Origin of the sequence: Rhodococcus sp. RD6.2 (assembly GCF_001040705.1) — a bacterium.
Classification (GTDB): domain Bacteria; phylum Actinomycetota; class Actinomycetes; order Mycobacteriales; family Mycobacteriaceae; genus Rhodococcus_G.
On the sequence record NZ_CVQP01000011.1, the window covers coordinates 180,340 to 200,290 of the forward strand.

Below are 19,951 nucleotides of genomic sequence, written 5' to 3' on the forward strand. Positions count from 1 at the left end.
TAATCGGAGTACGAACCAGCCGAGTGCCGTGAGAACGGTGCCGCTCGGGTCCTCTGCTCATGCGAAGAAACGCAAGGATGAATCAATGAACACACTGGACTTCCTGGACGCCCAGTCTCTCCGTAACGACATCCCGGACTTCCGCCCCGGCGACACCGTCAACGTGCACGTCAAGGTCATCGAGGGCTCCAAGGAGCGCGTGCAGGTCTTCAAGGGCGTCGTGATCCGGCGCCAGGGCGGCGGCATCCGCGAGACCTTCACGGTCCGCAAGGTGTCCTTCGGCGTCGGCGTCGAGCGCACCTTCCCGGTGCACAGCCCCAACATCGCCCAGCTCGAGGTGCTGACCCGCGGTGACGTGCGTCGCGCCAAGCTGTACTACCTGCGCGACCTCCGTGGCAAGGCCGCGAAGATCAAGGAAAAGCGCTGAGCTTTCGGCTCACCTGTGCGCTGAGCTTTCAGCCCGTGTCGCACTGAGCTTTCGCGTAAGTCGGATTAGCCCGGCCCAGAATTTCTGGGCCGGGCTAACCTGTTTCGGTGGCAGATACCCCGCAGGAATCGACGGCGCCCAACTTTGGCGCGAACGGCCCCGACAGTGCGTCGGAGAGGCCGAAGAAGAAGTCCCGCTCCTTCTGGCGGGAGCTCCCCATTCTGATCGGTGTGGCGCTGCTGTTGAGCTTCGTGCTGCAGACGTTCATCGCTCGGGTGTATCTGATCCCGTCGGAGTCGATGGAGCCGACACTGCACGGATGCGCCGGTTGCACGGGCGACCGGATCCTGGTGGAGAAGATCGGCTACCACTTCGGTGATCCGGAACCGGGTGACGTGGTGGTGTTCAAGGGCCCGGATTCGTGGAACGCCCAGTGGACCTCGACCCGGTCGTCGAATGTCGTGGTTCGCGGGATCCAGGAGGTCGGTTCTCTGGTCGGCCTGGTGCCGCCGGACGAGAACGATCTCGTCAAGCGGGTCATCGCGACGGGCGGCCAGACCGTCGAGTGCTGTGACGACCAGGGGCGGGTTCTGGTGGACGGCAAGCCTCTCGACGAGCCGTACGTGGTGACCGACTTCCCGTTCGTCCCCGGGCGCCAGACGTGCGATACCCCCGTCCGGTCGGGCCGCTGCTTCGGCCCGTACACCGTTCCCGAAGGCAATCTGTGGGTGATGGGTGACAATCGGAGCAATTCGGCCGATTCCCGGTACCACGTCGCCGACGAGTTGGGTGGAACGGTGCCGATCGACAATGTGATCGGCAAGGCCGTCGCCATCGTGTTGCCGCCGTCGCGGTGGGGGATGATCGACTCGCCCAATCCGCAGTCCAACTGACCGGCCGCAATACTGGAGAAGTGACGCAAGCGAAGTGAATCGACCGACGTGACCAGGTGGCCGCCCCGCACCGTGATCCGCAGAGCCTCCGGTCTGCGGACGATGGAATCCGCCCTCATCCGCACGGGACTCGGTCCCGTCGCCGGAGTCGACGAGGCGGGTCGCGGTGCGTGCGCGGGCCCACTGGTCGTCGCCGCGTGCGTGCTCGGGCCGAAGCCGCATCGAGCGCTCGAAGGTCTGGACGACTCGAAGAAGCTGACCGAGCGGACGCGTGAGGAACTGTTCCCGGTGATCCAGCGGCTCGCGGCAGCCTGGTGCATCATCGAGATCCCCGCAGCCGAGGTCGACTCGCTCGGCGTGCACGTCGCGAACATCGAGGGCATGCGACGGGCGGTGGCGGGGCTGCACCTGTCGCCGGGTTACGTTCTGACGGACGGGTTCCGGGTGCCGGGTCTCGCCGCGCCGTCGCTGCCGGTGATCGGCGGAGACGCGTCCGCGGCGTGTATCGCCGCGGCGAGTGTGCTGGCAAAGGTCTCCCGCGACCGGACGATGGTCGCGATGGACGATGCCATCCCCGGATACGGGTTCGCCGGCCACAAGGGCTACAGCACCGCAGCGCACACCGAGGCCCTCGGGCTGCTCGGTCCGAGCCACGAACACCGCATGTCGTACGCGAACGTACGGTCCGCGATGGGTGGTGCGGCGGGTGCGATGTACACCGCGGCGGTCGGTGCGGGATGATGGGACGTCGACACCCGACACCGGGTTTCCCGGGCAGGCGATACGCAGGAGGACGACCCAACCGATGAGTGCCGAAGATCTCGAGAAGTACGAAACGGAGATGGAGCTCTCGCTCTACCGTGAGTACAAGGACATCGTCGGCCAGTTCGCGTACGTCGTGGAAACCGAGCGCCGCTTCTACCTCGCGAACTCCGTCGAACTGGTCCCACACAACGCGGACGGAGAGATCTACTTCGAGGTGCGCATGGCCGACGCGTGGGTGTGGGACATGTACCGGCCCGCGCGGTTCGTCAAGCACGTCCGGGTGATCACGTTCAAGGACGTGAACATCGAGGAACTCGAGAAGTCCGATCTGCGTCTGCCCGAGAACGGCCCGTTCGGGGGCTGATCCAGGGCCCTAGGCCAGCCGGACGCCGCCGTCGACGAAGGTCGTGCGCAGTAGGAACGCCGCCTCGTCGCCGACGACTCCCTCGACCAGTGCGAGGTAGCGGTCCACGAACTCCGGTCCGTGTGGGGCCACGTCGGATCCGTCCGGTTCGAGGTGGTGCGCGAGTTCGTGCAGGATCACCAGTTCGCGCAGCGCCCAGCGGGTACCTGCGCCCGACGTCGGGACGGCGAGGGTGGCGGTGTCGGGTTCGTAGTGCGCCGCGGTGGTCCCGGCGCGGTAGCGGACGGTGATCGGTGTCGCGGAGCGAGCCCAGCTGGCTCGCACCCAGTTCAGGGCGAGGACGCGGTCGCAGTAGTTCTGCACCGAGTCGACCGACGCGAATCGGCGTTCGACCGGCAGCGTGAGCCGGGAGCCGAACAGTTCGACCTGGCGGCCGGTGCCGGCGTCGGCGCGGTCGAAGACGCGTCGCACCAGCGCCTCCGCGTCGTACACCAGGGACCGCTGGGTGTCGCGGACCGTCACGCGAGCCGCTTCCTGGCCCCGGGAAGTTCGGTCGATCTGCCGATCCGGGCGTCGCGTCCCGCTCGGTCGCCTGCCCGCCGCGCCTTGTCGGACCGTGCGACACCGGACTGCGGGCCCCGCCACGTACCCCGCGCCTGCGACGTCTGCGAGTAGAAGTCGCGGAGCTCGATCTGCTTGTCACGCAACACGAGTGCCGTTCCGGTTGCCTCGTCCGGGTCGGCGCCGACCGCGGTCGCCTCGACGTCGCGTTTCGTCTCCGCGAGCCGCTGCCCGATCCGCGCAGCGAACGCCAGCTGGAAGTTGAGCCGAGCGGTGACCCCAGCGACGGGACGATGCGCGCCGGAGCGTAGATAGGCGTCCGAGGCCCGCACCATCTGCATCAGCAGCGACGAGTACAGCGCCTCGCAGGTGTCGAGGTCGGAGTCGAACCCGTACGCGAACACGCGGGTCGAATTGCTCGCGACGTCGCATTTCACGTCGTTGGCAGCGGCAATCGCGACGAACAACTGCACAAACGTGCGCAGCCCCTTGCGACCGGGTTCGCCGATCGCGATGGCCCGCTGCACCGGCGTCTGACGACGTTCCCGCGTCGCGGTGTGGGCGCGAGCCACCGCCAGATCGATCGCGGTGACGGTGGCGAGGCGCTGCGCGGCCTCCATGAACGCCTCGGCCTCGTGCGGGTTGTCCGTCGACTCGGCCTGACGGAGCAGCCCACCGATCCGGACCAGCATCTTCTCCGAACTCACCCGGCCCAGGGTAGCGGCTCCCACCGACCGCCCACGGCTCGCTTGTCGTCAGGCGCGAAGGTAGGCGAGCACCGCGAGCACCCGCCGGTGACCCGCATCCGACGCAGACAGCCCCAGCTTGGCGAAAATGTTGCCGATGTGCTTGCTCACCGCGGTGTCACTGACCACCAGCCGCGCGGCGATCGACGCGTTGTCCAGGCCTTCTGCCATCAGACCCAGGACCTCGGACTCGCGTGGAGTGAGGGACCGGATCGGGTCGTCGGCGCGGCGCCGGCTCATCAGCTGCGAGATCACCTCGGGGTCCATCACCGTCCCGCCTTCGGCGACGCGGCGCAGCGCGTCGGTGAACTCGGCCACCCGGCCGACGCGTTCCTTGAGGAGATACCCGAGACCGCTCGCGCCGTCGGCGAGCAGTCCGCTGGCGTAGCGGTCCTCGACGTACGCCGAGAGCACCAGAACCGGGAATCCCGGACGGCGCCGCCGCGCCTCGGCCGCCGCCTGCAGTCCCTCGTTGGTGAACGTCGGTGGCATCCGGACGTCGAGCACCGCCGCGTCCACCGAGTCGAGAACATCGAGGAACGAGTCGGGATTGTCCACCGCGGCAACGACGTCGAACCCTTCGCTGCGCAGCAACAGGGCCAGGCCCTCCCGCAGCAGTGCATCGTCCTCCGCGATCGCTATCCGCACGGCAACTCCACTCTCAACGTCGTCGGTCCACCGACCGGGCTGTTCAGGTTCACAGTTCCTTCGAAGGCCCGGGCCCGTCGCCGGATGCCGACAAGTCCGCCGCCGTCCCGTTCCCGCGCGCCGCCGTCGCCGTCGTCGACGACCTCGATCGTGAGGACCTGCCCGGCGCCCGCCACCGCGGTGCGTGCGGTGACCGCGACTCGCGCCGCGCCACTGTGCTTGACCACGTTGGTCAGCGCCTCCGCGACCACGAAGTATGCCGCGGACTCCACTGCTGCCGGCACGCGCGCGAGCCCGTCGGCGTCGAGTACGCATGGCACCGCGCACCGTCCGGCCAGCGCCGACAGCGCGCCGTCGAGGCCCAGTTCGTCGAGGATCGGCGGATAGATGTCGTGCACCACGGTCCGCAGGCTGGCGAGGGCATCGGCGGCGGCCTCCTGCGCCCGCGCCAACTGCGGCAACGCCTGATCGGGGTTCGTGGTGAGGGAACGTTCGGCGAGCCCGAGCATCATCACCACGCCGACGAGCCGGTTCTGGGCGCCGTCGTGCAGATCCCGTTCGATGCGCCGCAGTTCTGCGGCGTGGGCGTCGAGCGCGGCGGCGCGGCTCTCGGTCAGCGCGCTCACCCGCGCCGCCAACTCCGCTTCCCGGGCGGGTGCCAGGAGCCTGCGGGCGAGCCCGGCCACGCCGCGAGCCATCGCCGGGACCAGCCACAGTGCCAGCGTCGCATAGAGCGCGGCGACCACCGGCATCGCCGCGGCGGTCCACCAGGAGGTCACCGGGAACGGGTTGCTCACCGGTTCGCCGGGCGGCATTGCGGACCAATAGGCCGGGACGAGCAGCGAATTCACCACCGCGAGTGGCAGACCCACCGCCAGGACGCCCGCGATGGGTGCGAGGAGCGCGTGCAGCAGCACCCACCAGGCGTCCCGCCGGGTCGACGATGCAGTCAGCAGCCGCCGCGCGTCGGTGAACGTCGGGTCCGCCGGGATCATCGGATAGCTCTGGGACACCGACTCACCGAGGAACCGGCCGGTGCGGGTCCTCGCCAGCCCCGCCCACCATCGCAGCATCCGCACCGCAAGGGGTGCGACCAGCCATCCCGGACCGATCACGATGAACACGACCAGCAGCACGCCGACGGGCAGCAGCGCCAGGGAGACGAATCCGGCCACCCCTTCGACGACCAGGAAAAGGGTCGCCCGCCACCACCTGCGCAGGATCCCGATCGTCGACATGGATCCCAGCATGCCGTATCGGACCGGGTCGGTCGGTACAGCCAGCTACACCATCGATCGGGTACCTCGGTGGATCGGAATCGCGTATCGGCGTCAATAGCGTTGGCAGCCATGCAGACATCAGCAGTGACCGAAGTCCGGGTCCCGCCCGGTACCGCACTCCGGCTCGACTCGGTGACCAAGACGTACGGCTCCGGCGCGGCGGCCGTCACCGCCCTGCGCGGTGTGAACCTGCACCTGACGCGGGGCTCCTTCACCGCGGTGATGGGGCCGTCCGGCTCCGGGAAGAGCACCTTCCTGCACTGCGCGGCAGGCCTCGACCGCCCCACGAGCGGGTCGGTGTGGCTCGGAGGCACCGACATCTCCCGGCTGAAGCCGAAGGCGCTCACGCGGTTCCGCCGCGACCACGTCGGCTTCGTCTTCCAGGCTTACAACCTGCTCCCCGCACTGACCGTCGAGCAGAACGTCACCCTGCCGCTGCTGCTCGCCGGCCGGTCCGCCGACCCCGCCTGGTTGGCCTTCGTGGTGGATGCCGTCGGCCTGACCGACCTCCGCGGGCGCAGGCCCGCGGAGATGTCCGGCGGCCAGCAGCAGCGGGTCGCGATCGCCCGCGCCCTCGTCACCCGGCCCGACGCGGTCTTCGCGGACGAACCGACCGGAGCCCTCGACTCGAGGACCGGCCGCCAGGTGCTCGACCTGCTGCGAAGGACCGCAACGGACCTCGACCAGACCGTGGTCATGGTCACCCACGATCCGGTCGCCGCCGCGCACGCCGACCGGGTGGTGTTCCTTGCGGACGGTGCCTTCGTCGGTCACCTGGACCGGCCGACGCCGCAGCAGGTCGCCGACCACATGACGCACCTCGGGGAGTGGTGACGATGAGGGCACTCGCCCGGGCCGGTGTTCGCGAGCACCGCGGTGGCTTCGTCGGCATGTTCGTCGCGGTCCTCTGCGCCGCGATGCTCGTCACCGGACTGGGGGTGCTGATCGAGTCCGGCATCCGCGGCGGCGTGCCGCCGCAGCGCTACACCGGCGCCGATGTGGTCGTCGGCGCACCACAGAGCCTCGACATCCGGGAGGACATCGATCCTGCGTTGCCCGAACGGGTGACTCTGCCCGCCGGTGTCGTCGACGAACTCGCCGCGCTGCCCGGTGTCGGGCGGACGGTGCCCGACACGACCGTCCCGCTCTCGTGGGCGGGACGTCCGGTGCAGGCGCACGGCTGGTCCGCCGCGGCGATCACCCCGTACGACATCCGTCAGGGCCGGCCGCCCGAGAGCCCCGACGAGGTGGTCGTCGACGACCACCAGCCCGCCGGCGTCGGGGACCGGATCCCACTGGCGCACGGCGGCATCGGCGGCGACTACACCGTCGTCGGCGTCGCCTCCGCGCACAGCGGCGACACCCCGGATCGCGCGGCGCACGTCTTCGTCACCGACGCGCGCGCCGCGGAGCTGTCCGCGCACCCGGGCACCGTCGACGCGGTCGCCGTCACCGCCGCGGAAGGCACCTCGGTCGGCGATCTGGTCGACGAGATCCACCGGGCCGCGCCCGAACTCGACGTCCGCACCGGCGCCGCCCGCGGTGACGTGGAGTTCCTCGACTCCGGGGCCGCGCGCAGCGAACTCGTCATGATCGGAACCTCCTTCGCGGGCACCGCCGTGATGATCGCGATGTTCGTCGTGGCCACCACCCTTTCGCTGATGATCGCCGGGCGCCGACGCGAATTCGCACTGCTGCGCGGAATCGGCGCGACCTCCCGGCAGATCCACCGGCTCGTCGGCCACGAGGTACTGCTGGTCGGCGCTGTCGCGGCCGCCCTGGGCACGGTGCCCGGGTACCTGCTCGCCGGGCTGCTGCGGTCCCGGTTCGCCGCCGTCGGGATGCTGCCCACCGACTTCGGCCTGGCGTACAGCCCGCTTCCTGCGGTCGCCGCGATCGTCCTGAGCGTGCTGACCGCCCGCGTCGCGGCCGCCGTCGCCGCGCGCCGTCCCGCCCGGCTCGATCCGGTGGACTCGCTGCGGGAGGCGGCGGCCACCCCCGCCACGCTCGGTCGCGGTCGGGTGATCACCGGGCTCGTCCTCGGCGCTCTCGGCCTCGGCACGTCGATGCTGCCGGCGGTCGTACCCGGCCCGGCGGCCGTCGCGGGCGCCGCGAGTTCGGCTGTGCTGCTGATGGTCGCCGTCGGACTGCTGGGGCCGCGACTGGTCGCGGTCGCGGTGACCGTGATCGGCAGACCGTTGCGCTGGTCGGGTCGGCCCGCGCTGTTCCTCGCGGCCGCGAACACCGACAGCAACGCCCGCAGGCTGGCATCGGCGATCACCCCGCTGGCACTCGCGATCGGACTGGGGTGCGTTCAGGTGTTCGCGCAGACCACGGTCGCGGCCGAGGCGACACACCAGTCGCGGGAGGGCGTCACCGCCGACTTCCTCGTCACCGCACCCGGATCGGGCCTCTCACCCGATGTCGGTGCCGCGGTCGCGGGGTTGCCCGGCGTGGCCGCCGCGACCCCGATCACCCGCAGCCAGGTGTTGATCCCCCACGGGACCGGTGACGGCGCGACCACCGAGCGATACGCGCTGCAAGGCGTCGACCCCGCCACGACCGCGGAGACCATGGACCTGACCGTGATCGACGGCAGCCTCGATGGGCTCGCCGCCCCGGACACCGTGGCACTGAGCACCGATGCCGCCCAGACGATCGGGGCCCGCGTCAGCGAGACCGTCGACCTGCACCTCGGAGACGGCACTCCGGTCGCCGCGACGGTGGTCGCGACCTACGGTCGCGGGCTCGGATTCGGCGACGTCACGATGGCCAATGCCGTCGTCCGGGCTCACACCACGTCCGGGCTAGACGACTCGATCCTCGTTCGCACGGAACCCGGCAGGCAGTCCGAGGTCCGGCAGGAGCTGACCGCGGCCGGCCTCGACGCCGCTGATCGCGCCGCACTCGGCGCCGCCGGTGAGGAGCAGCGGGACGCGCAATCATGGACCAGCCTGATCGCGCTCGCCGTTCTCCTCGGCTACCTCGCGGTCGCCGTCGTGAACACCCTCGTGATGTCGACCGTCGAGCGGGGACGCGAATTCACCCTGCTGCGACTGGTCGGATCGAGCGGGCGGCAGGTGCGGGCGATGATGCGCGCCGAATCGGTGATCGTCGTCCTGATCGCGTCGGTGGTCGGCACCCTCATCGCGCTGCCACCGCTGGTCGGGGTGAGCATGGGGATCTCCGGGCAACCCGTGCCGGCGATCTCCCCGAGCGTGTACGGCGCGTTCATCGCGGCGACGGCCGTCCTCGGTGTCCTCGCCATCACCATTCCTACCCGAGTCGCGGTGAGACGGGCTTGACTGTGACCCGTGGAGTCAAGGCACTTGTCCACAGCCCGGAATTCATCCACAGGACCCGGTGAAAACCCTGGTACGCCAGACGGTTCCGATGTCATCGGGGTGCAGAGTCGGGGGTATGGCGCGAAATCTGGAGTTGGGGGCGCTCGGCGAGGACTTGGCCGTCGAGCATCTGGTGGCACGGGGTCTGGTGGTGCTGGCGCGCAACTGGCGGTGCCGGTACGGGGAGGTGGACGTGATCGCCCAGGTGGGCGATGCGGTCGTGTTCGTGGAGGTCAAGACCCGCAGCGGTCGCGGCTACGGCACCCCGGCCGAGGCGGTGACGCACGCCAAGCAGGTCCGGATCCGGCGGTTGGCGGCGTTGTGGCTGCGGGAGCAGGAGCGTCGGTGGCCGCGGGTGCGGTTCGACGTGGTGTCGGTGGTGCTGGCACCGGGGTGCCAGCCGGAGTTGACGCATCTCGAGGCGGTGTTCTGATGGCGCTGGGGCGGGCGTACTCGGTCGCGGTGCGGGGTGTCGAGGGGGAGCTCGTCGAGATCGAGGCCGATCTGGGTCGCGGGTTGCCGGGGGTGCATCTGGTCGGGTTGCCGGACAGTGCGCTCAAGGAGTCCCGGGATCGGGTGCGGGCGGCGGTGACGAACACCGGCGAGAAGTGGCCGGATTCGCGGATCACGCTGGCGTTGTCACCTGCGACGCTGCCGAAGGGTGGCAGTGCCTACGACTTGGCGTTGTCGTGTGCGGTGTTGGCGGCGGCCGGTGTCGTTCCGGTCGGCGATCTGGACAAGAGCGTGCTGCTGGGTGAGTTGGCGCTCGACGGCCGGTTGCGGACCGTGCGGGGCATCCTGCCTGCCGTGCTCGCCGCGAAGCACGCGGGGTGGACGACGGTGGTGGTGCCGCACGTCGCTCTCGCGGAGGCGGGACTCGTCGAGGGCATGGACGTGCTCGGTGCGCGGGATTTGCGTGAGGTGGTCGAGTGGCTGCGCGGGGAGTTGGTGCTGTCCCGTCCGGTCGTGGTGGATCGGGACGGTGCGCGTGCGGTGCCGGACCTGAGTGAGGTCGCCGGCCAGGACGAGGCGCGGCTCGCGTTGGAGGTCGCGGCGGCCGGGGCCCATCACCTGATGTTGACGGGGCCGCCGGGGATCGGGAAGACGATGCTGGCGCAACGGCTTCCGGGGATCCTGCCCGCGCTGGGCGAAGAGGAGTCCCTGGAGGTGACGGCGATCCATTCGGTCGCCGGGTTGCTGACCGCCGATCAGCCGCTGATCACGGAGCCGCCGTTCGTCGCGCCACACCACACCTGCTCGATCAGCGCGCTCGTCGGAGGTGGGTCGGGAATGGCGCGTCCCGGGGCGGTGAGCCGGGCCCACCGTGGTGTCCTGTTCCTGGACGAGTGCGCCGAGTTGGGCGTCAAGTCGTTGGAGGCGTTGCGAACCCCGCTCGAGGACGGTGAGGTACGGATTGCGCGGCGTGACGGCATCGCGCGGTATCCGGCGCGATTCCAGCTGATCCTCGCCGCCAATCCGTGCCCGTGCGCGCCGCCGCGGTCCGAGGACTGTGTCTGTGCGCCCGCCGCGCGCCGCCGTTACCTCGGCAAGCTGTCAGGTCCGTTGATGGACCGCGTCGACCTCCGCGTGCAGATGTTCGCGGTGTCCGCGGGCGCCCTCAACGGGGACGCGGCGGAGAGCACCGCCGCGGTGCGGGCACGCGTCGAAGCTGCCAGAGCCGTCGCCGTCGACCGCTGGTCCGAATTCGGGTGGCGAACCAACGCCGAGGTGCCGGGCCCGGCTCTGCGGCAACGATTCCGACTCGGACGCGGTGCCCTCGCCGGGATGGAACGGGCCTTGCGGGCCGGGGAGATCACCGCACGCGGGGCGGATCGTGCACTCCGCGTCGCGTGGACGCTCGCCGATCTCGCCGGGCTTCCCGCGCCAGGGGAGGATCAGGTCGGCCTCGCTCTCGGCTTCCGGGACCGGTGGGGCGCATGAGCGCGCGGATGCTGGCCTGGGCGTACCTGTCGGAGGTGGCGCTCGGGCCGTGCGCGCCGCTGATCGAGCTCGTCGCGGCGGTCGGACCGGAGGAGGCTGCCCGCGCGGTCCGGGAGGCAGAGTTGCCAGAGGTACTGCGCACTCGTACCGAAGCGCGACGGAATCTCGACACCGCGGAACGGGACCTGGAGCGGCTCGAGCGGCTCGGCGGGCGGCTCCTCACTCCCGACGACGACGCGTGGCCGGCGTGGAAACTGTTGGCGTTCGAGGGCATCGACGCGCGCCGCGACCGGGAGGCGGCGGTCCCGCTGGCACTGTGGACGCTCGGCAGCGCGTCGGCGGCCGAGCTGACCGACCGCGCCGTCGCCGTCGTCGGCACCCGCGCCGCGAGCGGTTACGGCGAGCACGTGACGTCGCGGTTCGTCGACGACCTGTGCGGGGCCGGATGGACGGTCGTCTCGGGTGCGGCATACGGCATCGACGGGGTTGCACATCGGGCGGCGTTGGCCGCGGGCATGCCCACCGTCGCGGTGCTCGCCTGCGGTGTGGATCGTGCATATCCGGCGGGGCATGCCAGGATGCTCCGCGAGATCGCCGAGAACGGCCTGGTGGTGAGCGAGTATCCCCTCGGGGTGACTCCCGCGCGACACCGGTTCCTGGCCCGGAATCGGCTGGTCGCGGGACTGTCCGACGCGGTTCTGGTCGTGGAGGCGGGGGCGCGCAGTGGAGCGAGGAACACGGCCGCGTGGGGGGCGCGGCTGGGTAGGCCGGTGCTCGCGGTGCCGGGGCCGGTCACGTCCGCGGCGTCGGTCGGGTGTCATCGCATGATCCGGGACGGTGACGCGCAATTGGTGGCGCGGGCCGCGGACGTGATCGCAGCGGCGGGTCCGATCACGTTGGGGGAGAACGAGTCCGGCCCGAAACGGCGGCTCGACGCGCTGTCCGTCACGGAGTCACGGGTCTACGAGGCGCTACCCGCGATCGGGGCGATCGGTGTTCGGGAGTTGTCGGAGCAGTCCGGGCAGACGATGGCCGCTGTGCGCGGCGCCCTGCCGATCCTCGAATTGGACGGGCTCGTCGGTCAGGACGAGACGGGGTGGTTTCGGTGTGGCTGAGGCCGCTCGACAGAAGTGTCCGCACGTAGATCAGGAGGGGACAATGGGACTTTCACGCAGCGATGTCGGGTGCTGGATCGTCAAGTGCAATCCGTCGGTGTGGGACTACTTCGGCGCTCGCGCGGAAACCGGATCGGATCCCCAGGTGCGCGAGAGCACCTGGAGCATGAGCCGAAGCTCGGCGCGTCCGGCTCTGGTCCGGAAGGGCGACCGAATAGCGCTGTGGGTGACCGGACCGAAGAGCCCGGGCATCTACGAAGTCGGGACGGTCACCAGCGACGGGGTGCTCGATTGGCCTGACGGGTTCGACACCGAGCACGCGGTGGATCGGGAGAAGATGTCGGCGCCCTGCCTCGGCGTCGAGTTCACGGCGGTGCGGTTGACCCCGACGACGTATGTTCCGCGGGCGGAGGTCACGGCAGCACCCGAACTGCTGCGGTGCGAGCAGATTCGGGCGCCGCGGATGCCGAATCCCGGCTATCTCACCCACGACGAGACGGCGGCGCTGACCGAGTTGGTCGCGGCGCGGGTCGGCGCCGCCGAACTCGCGCGGGTGGGGTGGGATGGCTAGGCGAACTGCGGGCAGACGTTCTCGAGGGCGGCGGAGTACAGCTGCTTCGCGTCGGCGGAGTCGTCGCCGCGGGTCATCATCTCCACGTAGCCCGGCCAGTCCGACCACGCACCGGTCGACTCGGCCGACGGCCGCAGCTGCTCGAACGTGTAGCAGAACGTCTGCCCGGCCGAGGCGATCGCTGCCCGCTGCCCACGGACGCTCGGGACGTCGACACCGTCCGGGGTCGTGGCGGCGTCCCACCGCGCCTGGCCGCAGACCGCTGCCGCGAATGCGGCATCGCCGCCTTCGGGGGTGGCGGTGAATACGCTGCTCGACTTCACTCGCTCGATCTCGGCGGACCGGTTCTGGTCGAACTGGGCAACCAGCTGGCGGTAGGTCTCGTCCTCCTCGCCCGCAGGCTGGGGCCGCAGCACGTCGACGATCTCCTCGGCCGTCGCGTTGGGCAGGGTGGCGTCCACGCATTCGGTGCTCGCGGCGGCGTCCGCGGATTCGGACGAACATCCGGTCAGAGCCGCGGCGAGCGCGGCTGCGGCGAGCACGACGGCGGGAACGGTACGGCGGGCGAGCTTCATGATCCTCCGAGGTTCGGTGGTGCGGGTTTCGGTTGCGGGGAAGTTCGGTGGCGAGCGGGAACACGGGTACGACCGAAGGAGTATGTCAGTCGTCACCTCACGCCCGAGACCGGTTCTCGGCACCGCGCACGATCACCTGCTCGCGTACAGTTTAGGTAACCCTAATTAACGGAGGTTCAGTATGGCGCGACCGACCGTCGCACTGACGGTGCAGCGCACCGAGCAGCTCTCGCCGCATCTGGTTCGCGTGCACCTCGGTGGACCCGGATTCGACGACTTCACGCCGAACGTCTTCACCGACGCGTACGTCAAGCTCGACTTCGGCACCGACGACGAGCCGTTGCTTCGGACGTACACGGTTCGAAGGGTGGATCCGGAGAATCGGGAGATCGCAGTCGATTTCGTGGTCCACGGCGACGAAGGTGTTGCCGGGCGCTGGGCGGCGTCAGCGACACCGGGCGACGAGCTGCGACTTCGCGGTCCGGGCGGCGCGTACAGCCCGAGAGCGGACGCGGACTGGCACCTCCTTGCAGGTGACGAGTCGGCAATCCCCGCCATCGCGGCGGCCCTCGAAGCGTTGCCCGTCGGTGCCCGAGCACAGGTGTTCGTCGAGGTCGCCGGGCCCGACGACGAGGTTGACCTGCGCACCGAGGCGGACGCGACGATCACGTGGATCCACCGGGGCGGCGGTGCCGGCGAGGTCGGTGACGACCGTGCCGGCGACAACGCGCCGTTGGTCTCCGCGGTCAGGGAGGCGCAGTGGTGGTCCGGGCAGCCGCACGTCTTCATCCACGGCGAGGCGCAGGCCGTCATGCACGGCTTACGCCCCTACATCCGTAGGGAACGCGGCGTGGCCGCAGCCTTCGCATCGATCTCGGGGTACTGGCGGAGGGGTCGGACCGAGGAGGGCTTCCGGGAGTGGAAGTCCGACTTCGCAGCCGCCGACGCGGCCCGCTGAATCGACTACGCCGAGGACTGTTCCGACGCCACCCGTTCTGACGCCACACCTGCCGCCTCCGGATCGCCGGTGGCGGCAGGGTCGCGAGAGGGGCGGGCCAGTGCGAACAGCGCGAGAACGGCGACCGATCCGCATATGAGGATGCTGATCGCCATTCCGGCTGCAGAGCCGCCGGCAAGAGGGGAGACCAGGGCGCCCAGGCCGAACTGGCCCGCGCCCATCACCGCGGAACCGGTGCCGGCCGCCTTCCGGACCTCGGACTGGGCGAGGGCCGTCGCATTGCCCATCGTGAAGCCGATCGCGACGGGAATCAGGAAGAGCAGTGGCAGAACGACCGCGCGATCGGCGGATCCCACCGTGGACTCGGCGGTCAACGCCGCTCCGGCCGCGAGCAGCAACAGGACCCCGAACCGCAGCATCTGCCGGGCGTGGAAGCGTCCGAGCAGACGGGTGTTGACGATGCTGGCCGCCATCAGTCCGAGCGAGTTCACCCCGAACACGATCGAGAACTGGCCCGCTGTCAGCCCGAGAACGTCCTGGACGACGAAGGGCGACGCCGCGATGTACGAGAACAGCGCGCCGAAACCGAAGACGAACGTCAACGCGTACCCGACGTACCGGCGATTGCCGAGCACGTAGCGCATGTTGTGGGCATGTGCGGCCAGGCCTCCGCCGTGTCTGCGCGCGGGCTCGAGGGTTTCGGGAATCACCGTGAGTACGGCGACGACCATCAGGATCCCGGTGCCGGTGAGGACCCAGAAGATGCCGCGCCAGCCGATGGGGTCGAGGAGGGCGCCGCCGAGGACCGGTGCGAGGACGGGCGCCACGCTTCCGATGATCATCAGGATCGAGAACAGCTTCGCGGCTTGGTCGCCGGAAGCGCGGTCGGCGATCACGGCGCGGGCCAGCACGATCGCGGCGCCTCCGCTGAGTCCCTGCAGCAGGCGCGCGGCGATCAGCAGTTCCACCGTGGGTGCGAGCGCGCACAGGAGGCCACTCACCGCGAACACCGCGGTGCCCGAGAGGAGAAGCCTGCGCCGACCCCACCCGTCGGAGAGCGGACCGACGATCAACTGCCCGATGCCGAGTCCCGCCATGAACGTGGTCAACGTCAGCTGGATCGCGGACGTCGAGGTCCCTAGGTCGTCGGCGAGGGCGGGGAGTCCGGGGAGGTACATGTCGGTGGCCAGTGGCGCGATCGCGGACAGCAGTGCGAGTGCCAACAACATGGGAATCGAAATCGCGCGGGTCACATCGGAGAGCCAGCGGCGCGGATGCTTGATTTATTCCGCAGCCCCGGCGAATGTTCGACACATGCCCTCTGCAGAGCAGCCTCGGTCCGGTGACGTAGCCGACCCGCTGCCGCCCCGACTGGTCGAGTTACTCGACGCGTATGCCGATCACCTACGTCTCGAACGGGGCAGGTCCGAGCACACGGTCCGGGCGTATCTCGGTGACGTGCGGTCGCTTCTCACGCACATCGCTGCCGTCGATCCCGATGTCCGGCTCGAAGATGTCGATCTCGCGACCCTGCGTGCGTGGCTCTCCGCTCAGGCCGCCGGGGGAGTCGCGCGGACGACCCTCGCGCGGCGCACGGCGGCGGCCCGGACCTTCACCGCGTGGCTGACCCGCACCCGCCGGATCCCCCGGGACCCAGGGGTGCGGCTCGCGTCCCCGAAGACGCACCGGACCCTGCCTGCGGTTCTGCGGCAGGGGCAGGCCGAGGAGGCGATGCGCGCCGCGGAATCCGGTGCGGCACAACTCGATCCGGTGGCCGTCCGGGACCGGCTCGTGGTCGAGCTGCTCTATGCGAGCGGGATTCGTGTCGGGGAACTGTGCGGCCTCGACCTCGACGACGTCGACCACGAGCGCCGCGTCGTCCGCGTCGTCGGCAAGGGCGACAAGCAGCGATCGGTCCCGTTCGGCGCACCTGCGGCGGAGGCTCTGGATGCGTGGCTCGAGGTGGGCAGGCCGGCGCTCGCCTCGCCGAAGTCCGGCCGGGCGCTGCTGCTCGGCAAGCGTGGGGGCCGCCTCGACCAGCGGCAGGCGCGCACCGTTGTCCACGAGGTTCTCGACGCGGTACCCGGTGCGCCGAGTCTCGGTCCGCACGGACTGCGTCATTCGGCGGCGACACACCTGCTCGAGGGCGGTGCGGACCTGAGGGTCGTGCAGGAGCTGCTCGGCCACAACAGCCTCGCGACGACGCAGCTCTACACCCACGTCTCCGTCGCGCGTCTGCGCGCCGTGCACGATCAGGCTCACCCGCGCGCCTGACCTCCGCACGTCAGCCGTGCAGCGGCTTGAGTCGGACCGGCGTCGCCCGGACAAGCGCCAGCGGGTCCAGGTATTCATCGCGGCCGCGCCGCACACCCCAGTGCAGACACGCGCCGGAACAGCCGGGGTGGCCCGCGACCAGCGTCCCGACTTCGAAGCCCGCCGAGACGCGTTGGCCGATGCGCACGCGGGCCGTCACCGGTTCGTACGTGGTGCGCAGGCCACCTGGGTGGTCGATCGACACCACCGGCTTGTCCGCGACGACGCCCGCGAACGCAACGACCCCGTCTCCTGCTGCGAGGACGGGTTGGCCGGGTGTGCCCGCGAGGTCGACCCCGCGATGCCCGGACAGCCAGTCGCGTGCGGGTGGATCGAACGAGCTCAGTACGTGAGGCCGGGGGCGCAGCGGCCAGACGAATCCGGGCGCCGAGGATGCGGGCGGGCCGGCGACGAGGAGCAGTGCGCACAGCACGACAGCCGAGATCGTTCGCATGGGATCAACCGTCGGTGACGGCCTGTCCTTCCGGAACCCCCACTGCCCCGGTTGTGGATCATCGACTCGGCTCGTGCACAGGGCGGACGAGGCGATTGGGTTCGCGGCCCCTGCGGGCAGTACACTCGTTGGGCGGTCTGTGTTCGCGCAGTCCGACTTCGCGCGCCCGCGCATGAAAACAGCTCTCGGCTGGTCCCGCATCCGTGCAGGTCCGAGTGCTGTCGGGCGCCAGGGCAGGAGTCACCGACTCCTGCGACAACCGGCAATTGAAAGAGGTACAACAGCCATGGCTGTCGTAACCATGAAGCAGATGCTCGACAGTGGTACCCACTTCGGGCACCAGACCCGTCGCTGGAACCCGAAGATGAAGCGATTCATCCTCACGGACCGCAACGGCATCTACATCATCGACCTGCAGCAGACCCTGACGTACATCGACAAGGCGTACGAGTTCGTCAAGGAGACTGTCGCGCACGGTGGCACCATCCTGTTCGTCGGCACCAAGAAGCAGGCGCAGGAGTCCATCGCCGAGGAGTCCACTCGCGTCGGCATGCCCTACGTCAACCAGCGTTGGCTCGGCGGCATGCTCACCAACTTCACGACCGTCCACAAGCGTCTGCTGCGCCTCAAGGAACTCGAGTCCATGGAGCAGACCGGTGGCTTCGAGGGTCGCACCAAGAAGGAAATCCTCATGCTCACGCGTGAGATGACCAAGCTGGATCGCACCCTCGGCGGCATCCGGGACATGGCCAAGGTTCCGTCGGCCATCTGGGTCGTCGACACCAACAAGGAGCACCTGGCGGTCTCCGAGGCGCGCAAGCTGAACATCCCGGTCATCGCGATCCTGGACACCAACTGCGACCCCGACCTCGTCGACTACCCGATCCCGGGCAACGACGACGCCATCCGGTCCGCTGCACTGCTGACGAAGGTCGTCGCCTCCGCCGTCGCCGAGGGCCTGCAGGCCCGCGCCGGCCGCGGCTCCGCCGACGACAGCAAGCCCGAGGCCGGCGCCGAGCCGCTCGCCGAGTGGGAGCAGGAACTGCTCTCGCAGGCTGCACCGGCTGCCGAGGCTCCCGCCGCCGAGGCTGCACCCGCGACCGAGGCCGACGCACCGCAGGCCTAGTCTCACCGGCTCCGACCCGACAGCAGTACGCGACGGGTCGGAGCCGTTCGACTTTTCCACCACCCGAACTTTTTCGAGGAGGCTCGTCCCCGATGGCGAACTACACCGCCGCTGACGTGAAGCGGCTCCGCGAGCTCACCGGCTCCGGAATGATGGACTGCAAGAACGCGCTGACCGAGACCGACGGCGACTTCGACAAGGCCGTCGAGCTGCTGCGCATCAAGGGCGCCAAGGACGTCGGCAAGCGCGCCGAGCGTTCCACCGCCGAGGGCCTGGTCATCGCCAAGGACGGCGTCATGATCGAGCTCAACGCCGAGACCGACTTCGTCGCGAAGAACGCCGAGTTCCAGGCGCTCGCCGACACGATCATCGCCGCTGCCGCCGTCGCGAAGCCGGCCGACCTGGACGCGCTCAAGGCCGTCGACGTCGACGGCAAGACCGTTGACGCCCTGGTTCAGGAGCTGTCCGCCAAGATCGGCGAGAAGCTCGAGCTGCGTCGCGTCGTCTCGTTCGACGGCCCGGTCGCGACCTACCTGCACAAGCGTGCCTCGGATCTGCCGCCGGCCGTCGGCGTCCTGATCGAGTACACCGGTGAGGGTGACGCGGCTGCCGAGGCCGCTCGCGCTGCCGCCATGCAGGTCGCCGCTCTCAAGGCGAAGTACCTGACTCGCGACGAGGTCCCCGCGGACATCGTCGAGAACGAGCGTCGCATCGCCGAGCAGACCGCGAAGGAGGAGGGCAAGCCCGAGGCTGCTCTCCCGAAGATCGTCGAGGGTCGCGTCAACGGCTTCTTCAAGGACGTCGTCCTGACCGAGCAGTCCTCGGTCACCGACAGCAAGAAGACCGTCAAGGCGCTGCTGGACGAGGCCGGGGTCACCCTGGTTCGTTTCGCTCGCTTCGAGGTCGGCGCCAACTAAGTCGCCTCACGCTTCACGGAACGGCCCCGTCACCGAGTTGGTGACGGGGCCGTTCCGTTTGCGCAAGTACGTCACAGGTCGGGCAGGCCGAAGTCCAGGTTCGGGGTCTGCAGGCCGCCGTCGACCTCGAGGACCTTGCCGGTGAGGTACGACCCGGCAGGCGAGCACAGGTAGAGCACCGCTGCCGATGCGTCCTCGGGCTCACCGATGCGGTGCAGCGGGGTCGCGGACTCCATCGCGGTCTTGATCGACTCGTTCTGCGCGACGACGTCGAGAGCCGAGGTGAGCACCGAGCCGAGTGACACGCAGTTGACGCGGATCCGGGGCGACAGGTCGGCGGCTGCGAGTCGCGTGTAGTGCGCGACCGCCGCCTTCGCGGTGCCGTACGCGGCGTACCCGCGACCCCCCACGCGTCCGACGACGGACGACACGTTCACGATCGCACCGCCGCCCGCGGTCTCCAGGATGTGCGGCACCGATGCTCGGACGAGTGCGTGCGCCGTCGAGACGTTGAAGTGGAAGGCGTCCTCGAGTTGACGCGTCGAGGTCTGCTGGAGCGGCGTCGGCATGGCGCCGCCCACGTTGTTGACGACGATGTCGAGCCGCCCGAAGGCCGAGACCGCCGCGTCGGCGAGGCTCGCCACCTGGTCGAGGTCGGAGAGATCGGCCGCGACGATGTGCGCTCGCCTGCCCGCGGCACGGACCTGGTCGGCCACCTTCTCCAATTGGTCCGTGGTGCGTGCGGCGAGCACGACGTCCGCGCCCGCCTCGGCGAGGGCGACCGCGGACGCGGCACCGACACCGCGTCCGGCGCCGGTGACCACGGCGACCTGATCGGTCACCAGGAAACGATCGAGAATCATGACACTCCTTCGTCATCGGCGCGCTGACACGCGCGTCGCGCGAGCCTACGGCCCCGAAGGTGGTGTGCGGGCCGGTATAAGGCAGGATGA

At 69.9% G+C, this 19,951-nt stretch carries 22 protein-coding genes; 14 read left to right on the top strand and 8 right to left on the bottom strand.

Features of this window, described 5'->3' with window-relative positions; translation table 11 throughout:
* The first annotated feature begins 85 nt into the window (after nucleotides 1-85).
* From rplS to RHCRD62_RS23260, 4 genes are all read left to right on the top strand, one after another.
* On the top strand, nucleotides 86-427 hold the full coding sequence (rplS, locus tag RHCRD62_RS23245; RefSeq protein ID WP_050067125.1) for a 50S ribosomal protein L19: 342 nt from the start codon (nucleotides 86-88) through the stop codon (nucleotides 425-427).
* 107 nt (nucleotides 428-534) lie between these two features.
* Entirely contained in the window at nucleotides 535-1,320 is a 786-nt protein-coding gene (lepB, locus tag RHCRD62_RS23250) for a signal peptidase I (protein WP_050067126.1), read from the top strand.
* A gap of 48 nt (nucleotides 1,321-1,368) precedes the next feature.
* Nucleotides 1,369-2,061 (top strand): ribonuclease HII, encoded by a 693-nt coding sequence (locus RHCRD62_RS23255; RefSeq protein WP_050067127.1) that lies wholly within the window; start codon nucleotides 1,369-1,371, stop codon nucleotides 2,059-2,061.
* Between the two features lie 64 nt (nucleotides 2,062-2,125).
* Nucleotides 2,126-2,449, top strand: a complete 324-nt coding sequence (locus tag RHCRD62_RS23260; protein WP_007536792.1) for a DUF2469 domain-containing protein — start codon at nucleotides 2,126-2,128, stop codon at nucleotides 2,447-2,449.
* A 9-nt stretch (nucleotides 2,450-2,458) separates the two neighbouring features.
* Here the strand turns inward: RHCRD62_RS23260 and RHCRD62_RS23265 are convergent, their stop codons facing one another.
* From RHCRD62_RS23265 to RHCRD62_RS23280, 4 genes are read right to left on the bottom strand one after another with little or no spacing between them, the layout of a single operon-like run.
* Nucleotides 2,459-2,971, bottom strand: a complete 513-nt coding sequence (locus tag RHCRD62_RS23265; protein ID WP_050067128.1) for a TIGR04338 family metallohydrolase — start codon at nucleotides 2,969-2,971, stop codon at nucleotides 2,459-2,461.
* Nucleotides 2,968-3,717, bottom strand: coding sequence for a DUF2786 domain-containing protein (locus tag RHCRD62_RS23270; RefSeq protein WP_050067129.1), 750 nt, complete (start codon nucleotides 3,715-3,717; stop codon nucleotides 2,968-2,970). The genes RHCRD62_RS23265 and RHCRD62_RS23270 overlap by 4 nt, the downstream gene beginning before the upstream one ends.
* A gap of 48 nt (nucleotides 3,718-3,765) precedes the next feature.
* Entirely contained in the window at nucleotides 3,766-4,404 is a 639-nt protein-coding gene (locus tag RHCRD62_RS23275; RefSeq protein WP_050067130.1) for a LuxR C-terminal-related transcriptional regulator, read from the bottom strand.
* The gene (locus RHCRD62_RS23280) at nucleotides 4,395-5,642 is read right to left on the bottom strand and encodes a sensor histidine kinase (RefSeq protein ID WP_050067245.1); all 1,248 of its coding nucleotides are present in this window, start codon (nucleotides 5,640-5,642) and stop codon (nucleotides 4,395-4,397) included. The genes RHCRD62_RS23275 and RHCRD62_RS23280 overlap by 10 nt, the downstream gene beginning before the upstream one ends.
* Before the next feature lie 111 nt (nucleotides 5,643-5,753).
* Here RHCRD62_RS23280 and RHCRD62_RS23285 point away from each other — a divergent pair, with 111 nt between their 5' ends.
* From RHCRD62_RS23285 to RHCRD62_RS23310, 6 genes are all read left to right on the top strand, one after another.
* Nucleotides 5,754-6,518 carry an ABC transporter ATP-binding protein gene (locus RHCRD62_RS23285; protein WP_050067131.1) on the top strand — a complete coding sequence of 255 codons (765 nt, stop codon included), beginning with the start codon at nucleotides 5,754-5,756 and terminating at the stop codon, nucleotides 6,516-6,518.
* A gap of 2 nt (nucleotides 6,519-6,520) precedes the next feature.
* Entirely contained in the window at nucleotides 6,521-8,989 is a 2,469-nt protein-coding gene (locus RHCRD62_RS23290) for an ABC transporter permease (protein ID WP_050067132.1), read from the top strand.
* Nucleotides 8,990-9,104: 115 nt separating this feature from the next.
* The gene (locus RHCRD62_RS23295) at nucleotides 9,105-9,461 is read left to right on the top strand and encodes a YraN family protein (protein WP_050067133.1); all 357 of its coding nucleotides are present in this window, start codon (nucleotides 9,105-9,107) and stop codon (nucleotides 9,459-9,461) included.
* Complete coding sequence (locus RHCRD62_RS23300; RefSeq protein WP_050067134.1) at nucleotides 9,461-10,969, top strand: YifB family Mg chelatase-like AAA ATPase; 1,509 nt, start codon at nucleotides 9,461-9,463, stop codon at nucleotides 10,967-10,969. Before RHCRD62_RS23295 ends, RHCRD62_RS23300 begins: the two co-directional genes overlap by 1 nt.
* Entirely contained in the window at nucleotides 10,966-12,084 is a 1,119-nt protein-coding gene (gene dprA / locus RHCRD62_RS23305) for a DNA-processing protein DprA (protein ID WP_050067246.1), read from the top strand. The genes RHCRD62_RS23300 and dprA overlap by 4 nt, the downstream gene beginning before the upstream one ends.
* A gap of 43 nt (nucleotides 12,085-12,127) precedes the next feature.
* Complete coding sequence (locus tag RHCRD62_RS23310) at nucleotides 12,128-12,655, top strand: EVE domain-containing protein (RefSeq protein ID WP_050067135.1); 528 nt, start codon at nucleotides 12,128-12,130, stop codon at nucleotides 12,653-12,655.
* On the opposite strand, the gene RHCRD62_RS23315 is transcribed toward RHCRD62_RS23310, so the two are convergent.
* Nucleotides 12,652-13,230, bottom strand: coding sequence for a hypothetical protein (locus RHCRD62_RS23315; protein WP_050067136.1), 579 nt, complete (start codon nucleotides 13,228-13,230; stop codon nucleotides 12,652-12,654). The genes RHCRD62_RS23310 and RHCRD62_RS23315 overlap by 4 nt on opposite strands.
* Before the next feature lie 181 nt (nucleotides 13,231-13,411).
* Between RHCRD62_RS23315 and RHCRD62_RS23320 the strand changes: the two genes are divergently transcribed.
* On the top strand, nucleotides 13,412-14,188 hold the full coding sequence (locus RHCRD62_RS23320; RefSeq protein ID WP_050067137.1) for a siderophore-interacting protein: 777 nt from the start codon (nucleotides 13,412-13,414) through the stop codon (nucleotides 14,186-14,188).
* A gap of 5 nt (nucleotides 14,189-14,193) precedes the next feature.
* On the opposite strand, the gene RHCRD62_RS23325 is transcribed toward RHCRD62_RS23320, so the two are convergent.
* Nucleotides 14,194-15,417, bottom strand: a complete 1,224-nt coding sequence (locus tag RHCRD62_RS23325) for a multidrug effflux MFS transporter (protein WP_050067138.1) — start codon at nucleotides 15,415-15,417, stop codon at nucleotides 14,194-14,196.
* A gap of 85 nt (nucleotides 15,418-15,502) precedes the next feature.
* Between RHCRD62_RS23325 and RHCRD62_RS23330 the strand changes: the two genes are divergently transcribed.
* Nucleotides 15,503-16,462 (top strand): tyrosine recombinase XerC, encoded by a 960-nt coding sequence (locus RHCRD62_RS23330; RefSeq protein WP_050067139.1) that lies wholly within the window; start codon nucleotides 15,503-15,505, stop codon nucleotides 16,460-16,462.
* Nucleotides 16,463-16,472: 10 nt separating this feature from the next.
* Here RHCRD62_RS23330 and RHCRD62_RS23335 read toward each other — a convergent pair whose 3' ends face one another.
* On the bottom strand, nucleotides 16,473-16,955 hold the full coding sequence (locus tag RHCRD62_RS23335; RefSeq protein ID WP_050067140.1) for a M23 family metallopeptidase: 483 nt from the start codon (nucleotides 16,953-16,955) through the stop codon (nucleotides 16,473-16,475).
* Between the two features lie 286 nt (nucleotides 16,956-17,241).
* Between RHCRD62_RS23335 and rpsB the strand changes: the two genes are divergently transcribed.
* Complete coding sequence (gene rpsB, locus RHCRD62_RS23340; protein WP_050067141.1) at nucleotides 17,242-18,081, top strand: 30S ribosomal protein S2; 840 nt, start codon at nucleotides 17,242-17,244, stop codon at nucleotides 18,079-18,081.
* A 92-nt stretch (nucleotides 18,082-18,173) separates the two neighbouring features.
* Nucleotides 18,174-18,998 carry a translation elongation factor Ts gene (gene tsf, locus RHCRD62_RS23345; protein WP_050067142.1) on the top strand — a complete coding sequence of 275 codons (825 nt, stop codon included), beginning with the start codon at nucleotides 18,174-18,176 and terminating at the stop codon, nucleotides 18,996-18,998.
* A gap of 71 nt (nucleotides 18,999-19,069) precedes the next feature.
* On the opposite strand, the gene RHCRD62_RS23350 is transcribed toward tsf, so the two are convergent.
* Entirely contained in the window at nucleotides 19,070-19,861 is a 792-nt protein-coding gene (locus tag RHCRD62_RS23350) for an SDR family oxidoreductase (RefSeq protein ID WP_050067143.1), read from the bottom strand.
* Nucleotides 19,862-19,951: the final 90 nt, after the last annotated feature.

Coding starts and splice junctions, on each gene's coding strand:
- rplS (WP_050067125.1), top strand. CDS start 86: ATGAACACACTGGACTTCCTGGACGCCCAGTCTCTCCGTAACGACATC.
- RHCRD62_RS23260 (WP_007536792.1), top strand. CDS start 2,126: ATGAGTGCCGAAGATCTCGAGAAGTACGAAACGGAGATGGAGCTCTCG.
- RHCRD62_RS23280 (WP_050067245.1), bottom strand. CDS start 5,642: ATGTCGACGATCGGGATCCTGCGCAGGTGGTGGCGGGCGACCCTTTTC.
- RHCRD62_RS23285 (WP_050067131.1), top strand. CDS start 5,754: ATGCAGACATCAGCAGTGACCGAAGTCCGGGTCCCGCCCGGTACCGCA.
- RHCRD62_RS23290 (WP_050067132.1), top strand. CDS start 6,521: ATGAGGGCACTCGCCCGGGCCGGTGTTCGCGAGCACCGCGGTGGCTTC.
- RHCRD62_RS23295 (WP_050067133.1), top strand. CDS start 9,105: ATGGCGCGAAATCTGGAGTTGGGGGCGCTCGGCGAGGACTTGGCCGTC.
- RHCRD62_RS23300 (WP_050067134.1), top strand. CDS start 9,461: ATGGCGCTGGGGCGGGCGTACTCGGTCGCGGTGCGGGGTGTCGAGGGG.
- dprA (WP_050067246.1), top strand. CDS start 10,966: ATGAGCGCGCGGATGCTGGCCTGGGCGTACCTGTCGGAGGTGGCGCTC.
- RHCRD62_RS23310 (WP_050067135.1), top strand. CDS start 12,128: ATGGGACTTTCACGCAGCGATGTCGGGTGCTGGATCGTCAAGTGCAAT.
- RHCRD62_RS23315 (WP_050067136.1), bottom strand. CDS start 13,230: ATGAAGCTCGCCCGCCGTACCGTTCCCGCCGTCGTGCTCGCCGCAGCC.
- RHCRD62_RS23320 (WP_050067137.1), top strand. CDS start 13,412: ATGGCGCGACCGACCGTCGCACTGACGGTGCAGCGCACCGAGCAGCTC.
- RHCRD62_RS23325 (WP_050067138.1), bottom strand. CDS start 15,417: ATGTTGTTGGCACTCGCACTGCTGTCCGCGATCGCGCCACTGGCCACC.
- RHCRD62_RS23330 (WP_050067139.1), top strand. CDS start 15,503: ATGCCCTCTGCAGAGCAGCCTCGGTCCGGTGACGTAGCCGACCCGCTG.
- RHCRD62_RS23335 (WP_050067140.1), bottom strand. CDS start 16,955: ATGCGAACGATCTCGGCTGTCGTGCTGTGCGCACTGCTCCTCGTCGCC.
- rpsB (WP_050067141.1), top strand. CDS start 17,242: ATGGCTGTCGTAACCATGAAGCAGATGCTCGACAGTGGTACCCACTTC.
- tsf (WP_050067142.1), top strand. CDS start 18,174: ATGGCGAACTACACCGCCGCTGACGTGAAGCGGCTCCGCGAGCTCACC.
- RHCRD62_RS23350 (WP_050067143.1), bottom strand. CDS start 19,861: ATGATTCTCGATCGTTTCCTGGTGACCGATCAGGTCGCCGTGGTCACC.